5 protein-coding genes and 1 tRNA gene are annotated in these 6,208 nt (G+C 56.7%); 1 reads left to right on the top strand and 5 read right to left on the bottom strand.

The genetic code is table 11. The features are described from left to right. Positions 1-112: 112 nt before the first annotated feature. From L3X40_RS20550 to L3X40_RS20535, 4 genes are all read right to left on the bottom strand, one after another. Positions 113-1,198, bottom strand: a complete 1,086-nt coding sequence (locus tag L3X40_RS20550) for a branched-chain amino acid aminotransferase (protein WP_237367243.1) — start codon at positions 1,196-1,198, stop codon at positions 113-115. A 41-nt stretch (positions 1,199-1,239) separates the two neighbouring features. Then, on the bottom strand, positions 1,240-2,001 hold the full coding sequence (locus L3X40_RS20545) for an SDR family NAD(P)-dependent oxidoreductase (RefSeq protein ID WP_237367242.1): 762 nt from the start codon (positions 1,999-2,001) through the stop codon (positions 1,240-1,242). Positions 2,002-2,297: 296 nt separating this feature from the next. Further along, positions 2,298-4,778: a DNA topoisomerase (ATP-hydrolyzing) subunit B gene (gene gyrB / locus L3X40_RS20540; RefSeq protein WP_237367241.1), complete on the bottom strand. Its 2,481-nt coding sequence runs from the start codon at positions 4,776-4,778 to the stop codon at positions 2,298-2,300. Positions 4,779-4,864: 86 nt separating this feature from the next. Further along, positions 4,865-5,002 (bottom strand): hypothetical protein, encoded by a 138-nt coding sequence (locus L3X40_RS20535; RefSeq protein ID WP_237367240.1) that lies wholly within the window; start codon positions 5,000-5,002, stop codon positions 4,865-4,867. A 118-nt stretch (positions 5,003-5,120) separates the two neighbouring features. Here L3X40_RS20535 and L3X40_RS20530 point away from each other — a divergent pair. Beyond that, positions 5,121-5,195, top strand: a tRNA-Thr gene (locus tag L3X40_RS20530). Positions 5,196-5,285: 90 nt separating this feature from the next. On the opposite strand, the gene L3X40_RS20525 is transcribed toward L3X40_RS20530, so the two are convergent. Next, entirely contained in the window at positions 5,286-6,173 is an 888-nt protein-coding gene (locus L3X40_RS20525) for an AAA family ATPase (protein WP_237367239.1), read from the bottom strand. Positions 6,174-6,208 lie beyond the last annotated feature (35 nt).

The raw sequence follows: 6,208 nt of genomic DNA, 5'->3' as shown, positions 1-6,208 counted from the left end.
AGACCGTATACGTTGACGCAGACTGATCAGAGCATCTCAAAATCTACCTTGCAAACGGGGCGGGCCATACGTTTTTTGATGCCATCAGACAACGGGATAGAACAGGCCCCGATTATGTAATCGGGTGCAGCCATTCAAACTTGTCCGGGACAATGCCCCGCTGAATTCCCACAAGCTGCTCACGAAGCCGCACCGTCAACGGCCCGTCCTCGCCGGATCCTATGACAAAAGAGCCGTTTGAATAACGAACCTCGCCAATGCCGGCGATGACTGCCGCCGTACCGCAGGCGAACGTTTCACGCAGGCGGCCACTGGTGGCGTCCGTTCGCCACTGATCGAAGGAATAGGGCGTTTCTATCACGCTTATACCCTCGGCAGCAGCCAGCGTGATGATCGAAGCGCGCGTTATGCCTGGCAGGATGGTCCCCAGAGGCGGCGTAATCATTGATCCATCGTCCATGACGAAGAAAATATTCATACCGCCCAGTTCCTCGATCCACCGGCGTTCGGTCGCATCGAGGAAAACCACCTGGTCACACCCTTGCCGGGTCGCTTCGGCCTGAGCAATAAGGCTTGCCGCATAATTTCCACCACATTTGGCCGTCCCGGTTCCCCCTGGCGCGGCGCGGGTATAGGCATCCGAAACCCAGACCTTAATCGGCTTTTTGCCGCCTTTGAAATAAGGTCCAACGGGGCAGGCGATTACGCAGAAAATATATTCCGAAGCGGGCCGAACCCCCAGGAACGTTTCACTGGCAAACATGAATGGCCGTAAATAGAGGCTACCGTCACCTTCCGGGATCCAGTCACTATCGATCCGCACGAGCGCTTCCACTGCCTGAAGAAACAGATCTTCGGGCAGGGGGGGCATGGCCATGCGTTCAGCGGATTGGGCAAAACGCCGCGCATTTTCTTGCGGACGGAACAATGTAATTGTGCCGTCTTGAGTGCGATACGCCTTCATGCCTTCGAATATTTCCTGGGCATAGTGCAGAACGGCGTTGGCCGGGTCGATCTGAAACGGCGCGCGGGCCGCCACCTGGCCTGCATGCCAGCCCTTTTCAGGCGTCCAGCGTATCGTAACCATATGATCGGTAAAAACCCGACCAAAGCCCGGATTTTCCAGCAACCTTGCCCGCTCATGCGCGGCGACCGGCGATCCATTGGGGACGATGGACAAGAATGGCTCATTATTCATGCATGGACTTTCATTAAAGCTCTTCGAAATGGCAATGTGTTCTATCTGGGCGCCATTCTTATTGCACCATCGAGGCGAATTGTTTCTCCGTTGAGCATCGGGTTTGCAAGGATGCTCTCCACCAGCATCGCATATTCCTCCGTCTTGCCCAAACGACTGGGATGGGGAACCTGCTGCCCTAGTGAGTCCTGTGCTGCCTGCGGCAAGCCTGCAAGCATGGGAGTCCAGAAAATTCCCGGCGCGATCGTGACCACCCGGATCAGCGATTTTGCGAATTCGCGCGCAAGCGGCAAAGTCATACTGACAACGCCGCCCTTGGACGCTGCATAGGCGGCTTGGCCGATTTGACCATCATAGGCGGCAACCGAGGCTGTGTTGATGATTACGCCGCGTTCTTCCCCCAACGAGTCAGCCTGCTGCAAACGCGCGGCAAAACGGGAAAGGACGAGGAAAGAACCGACCAAGTTGATCTCGACTGCCTTGCGGAAATCGCCCATAGGATGCGGCACGAACTCTCTCCCCACGGCCTTGATCGCAGGCGCCACTCCCGCGCAGTTCACCAATATGCGCGCCACGCCATGCGCTTTTGCCGCAGTTTCAAGCCCTGCTTGAACGCTGTCTTCATCAGTGACATTGACTGGCGCAAATATGCCGCCAATCTCTTGCGCCAAGGCCTGCCCGATTTCTGCGTTCAGGTCGAAGATCGCAACCTTGGCGCCATCTGCCGCCAACATCCGCGCAGTCGCGGCCCCCAAACCCGATGCACCACCAGTAACAATGGCAGATTGTCCTTGGATGCGCATAATTTGTCACTTTCTATATACGTTAACGTGCCGGGTAGGTGTTTCTGCCGAGCTGCACAGCCACAGGGAATATGCAATCCATATAAATGCGCTCGATGGCGTCAAGTGAACGCTGCAGTATTTTTATGAGGTGAAATGGTCAAGGATGGCCCCCCGCACGAACCCCGGATCAAAGCATAGCGATGCCCCAAAGGATCAGGATGACGCCAACCACATGGCAATGGCGTTTGCCAGGCACCATAAGCATAGCAGATCAGGAAAGGGCAGACAGGAAAGGCTGACCGTAGCAAAGCGCGTTACACGTCCAGATTCGCCACGCTGAGCGCATTGTCCTGAATGAATTCGCGGCGCGGTTCGACGACATCGCCCATCAAGCGTGTGAAGATTTCATCCGCGACATCTGCCTGCTCGATCTCGACCCGCAGCATGGAACGGTTGGCAGGGTCCAGGGTGGTTTCCCACAGCTGTTCGGCGTTCATTTCGCCAAGCCCTTTATAGCGCTGAATGCTCAGGCCTTTGCGTCCCGCAAGCAGGATGGCTTCAAGCAATTCGCTGGGACGGGTAATGGTCGTTCCCTTGGACGCGACCGGCGCGGGCATATCCTCGTCGCCATCGGCTGCGTCGGTTGCGGCCTGCGTCGTTGCGGCCTTGACCGAGACAAGACGGCTGGCCGTTCTGTAGCTGTCGGCCTGTTCGGCGGCAAGCGCGTGAAGCTTGCGCGCTTCCGCAGAGCCGAGGAAAGCCGGCTCAATCATGTGGTGATCAGTGACGCCGCGCCAGGCCCGTTCAAAATGGTAACCGCCCTCTTCCGAAATCCGACCGATCCATTTGCCTTCGGTATCGGCCAGATCCAGCCAACTGGTCGCAATGTTGAGCGCCGCTTCCCGTCCCTCGCGGGTGATGTCAGGGTTCAGTGCCCCCGCAAGCGCCAGAGCCTCAATAATCGTTGGATCATAGCGGCGCGGTGTATAGCGCATCAGCGTGCGCATACGGCGAGCGTGATCGACCAGACTGCGCAGGTCGTCGCCCGCACGTGCGCCGCCTGTGGTTTCCAGCACCAACGCGTCGATGCCGTTATCGACAAGATATTGATCCAATGCCACTTCGTCTTTCAAATAGACTTCCGAACGGCCCCGTGCCGCCTTGTATAGTGGTGGCTGCGCGATCAGCAGATGACCATTCTCGATGATCTGCGGCATTTGCCGGTAAAAGAAGGTGAGCAGCAGGGTACGAATATGCGCGCCATCCACATCCGCGTCGGTCATGATCACGATTTTGTGATAGCGCAGCTTTTCAATATTGAAGTCATCGCGGATGCCGGTTCCCATCGCCTGAATCAGCGTACCGATTTCCTTGGACGACAGCATCCGGTCGAACCGCGCCCGCTCGACGTTCAGGATCTTGCCCTTCAGCGGCAGGATTGCCTGATAATGACGATCGCGCCCCTGTTTGGCGGAACCGCCCGCAGAGTCACCCTCGACCAGAAACAATTCGGATTTGGCCGGGTCGCGTTCCTGACAGTCGGCAAGCTTGCCGGGTAACGAGGCGATGTCCATCACGCCCTTGCGGCGGGTCAATTCGCGCGCGCGCTTGGCTGCTTCGCGGGCAGCGGCGGCGTCGATCACCTTGGCAATGATCGATTTGGCGTGTCCGGGATTCTCTTCCAGCCATTCCGCCATCTTGTCGGCCATCAAGCTTTCAAGCGGCTGCCGAACCTCGGAGGACACCAGCTTGTCCTTGGTCTGTGACGAAAATTTAGGGTCGGGCAGCTTGACCGAAACAATGGCGGTCAGGCCTTCGCGCATGTCATCGCCGGTAAGCGAGACCTTCTCTTTTTTCAGCATTCCCGACTTTTCCGCATAATTGTTCAGCGTGCGGGTCAGTGCGGCACGGAAAGCCGCCAGGTGCGTGCCGCCATCCCGCTGCGGAATGTTATTGGTGAAACACAGCACATTTTCATAATAGCTGTCATTCCATTCCAGCGACACCTCAATGCCGATGTCGTCACGCTGGCCGGTAATGGCGATCGGATCGGGCATAAGCGGCGTTTTGTTACGGTCAAGGTAGCTCACGAAAGCCGCAATCCCGCCTTCATAATAGAGTTCGACCGTCTTTTGCTCTTCATGCCGCGCATCTTTAAGAAACAGGCGCACGCCGGAGTTGAGAAACGCCAGCTCACGATAGCGATGTTCCAGCTTCTCGAAATCGAATTCGACAATCTTGAAGGTGGCGGGTGATGGCAGGAATGTGACCATCGTACCCTTCTTGTGCGTGTCCCCCACTACTTTCAACGGAGCCACGGCGTTGCCATAGGCAAAGCGCATATAATGCTCCTTGCCATCGCGCCAGATGGTCAGGTCGAGCCATTCCGACAGCGCATTCACGACCGAAACGCCCACGCCATGCAAACCACCCGAAACCTTGTAGGCATTGTCGTCCGACGTATTCTCAAACTTCCCGCCCGCATGGAGCTGGGTCATGATGACTTCGGCGGCTGACACGCCCTCTTCGGTATGAATGCCGGTCGGAATGCCGCGGCCATTATCGGCGACGCTCACCGATCCATCGGGGTTCAGTGTGATATCGATCCGATCACAATGCCCCGCCAATGCCTCGTCGATCGCATTGTCGGAAACCTCGAAAACCATATGGTGCAGACCCGATCCATCATCGGTGTCGCCAATATACATGCCGGGGCGTTTGCGCACCGCATCCAGGCCCTTGAGGACCTTGATGCTGTCGGCGCCATAATCATTGCTGTTGGGTTCGTCTGTCATGCGGAGTCTATAGGCAAGGTGGAGGAAAAACCCAAGTCCCGTGACAGCAAATCGTCACTGTCCCGCAAAGGGCCGGTAAGGCATCGTCAGTTATCCTGCGGCGCGGGCTTTTCCGGGCTTTTGTCATCGCGCCCATCTTCACGCGCCTGGGACTTGCGTCGCCGCAAATTTGCCCTCAACGCCTCTGCCAGCCGCCGCGCGCGCTCATCGTCACCTTTGCTCATGCCCTGCCAATAGCGATTTTGACATGAATTGGGCAAGCCGCCTTGACAAGACAACCGTGCCAAGGCCATAGGCCCGCTTCCAAAGGCCGAGGCATGACTCGGACTAGGAAATGGTCATGCTGCCGTAGCTCAGTGGTAGAGCGCATCCTTGGTAAGGCTGAGGTCGTGAGTTCAATCCTCACCGGCAGCACCATTTTCCTCATATAAATCAAATTGCTATAGAATCACGCTTTGGGCTACCCTTGGCCGGGGAAACGCTCAGGGTAGCGCGGAACCTTCGGTTTCAGACAACATTGATTGACGGCGAAGGCCGACCCGTGTTTGTCGAAGCTGGCTTTCGTGCGCCGATTAGCTCTAGTGCGTCGTTGACGATGACCCTTAGCGCGTCGGGATCGACACGACGTTTTGGGATCACGATTGCGTCATCACCGTGATGTTGATCGCAAGTTGCAGCATTTAGGGCATCTAGGCCGTTCCGAAAGTTATGGCATGGATGGGCAGCGCCTTCGTTCTCTATGTCACGCACCATCTGCCCTAGATTTCGATTGTGCGCGAAATAGGCCGTATATGATCGGCGGAAATGGGTCTCAAGCACTTGGCGCACATTCAGCACCACGTCGTCGGGGTCCCCTTGTCGATTGTCTGCAAAGGCCCTGAGCTTATCCAACCGCCTAGCATGATCGGAACGGCAAAGCTCGGTTAGGTCCACCCTTTGAGCGGACGACCATTCATCACCATTGGTATACTCGATTTGATAGGTAGCCGTACCGGTTCCAGCGCATCGCTTCTCAACGGCACGAAGGAAATACTCATCATGCGAGAGGACTATAAGCTGGAGGCAGCGCCCACACAGGTCCTTGATCGCCTCGACCGTCATGCCGCGCCGATGGCTGTCATGACTCGCAAGAGGGTCGTCAAACACTAGCACCTTTTGATTCAGCGCCCCGTCGTGGTCCAGTTTTGCAAGGAAGAAGGCGAGCGCGAGAGTGGTTTTGTCGCCGGTTGACAGTGTATTTCGGAAGCTCGGTATGGAATCGGCGACCCGTCCTCTACCTCGGGGCACGGATTCTCCCTTGATTACTAGCGAATAGTCAGCCTGCCCGGCATTTCCTGCCATGCTGTTAGTGGGCTTGGTGTTGATTGTCGCTGAGAAGTGACCCGGTAGCGGCATAAATTTTCACTGAGATTTGACCCATGTTTGAACCA

It is taken from the genome of Rhizorhapis sp. SPR117 (assembly GCF_021742065.1).
This window is presented reverse-complemented; position numbering and strand designations above follow the sequence as displayed.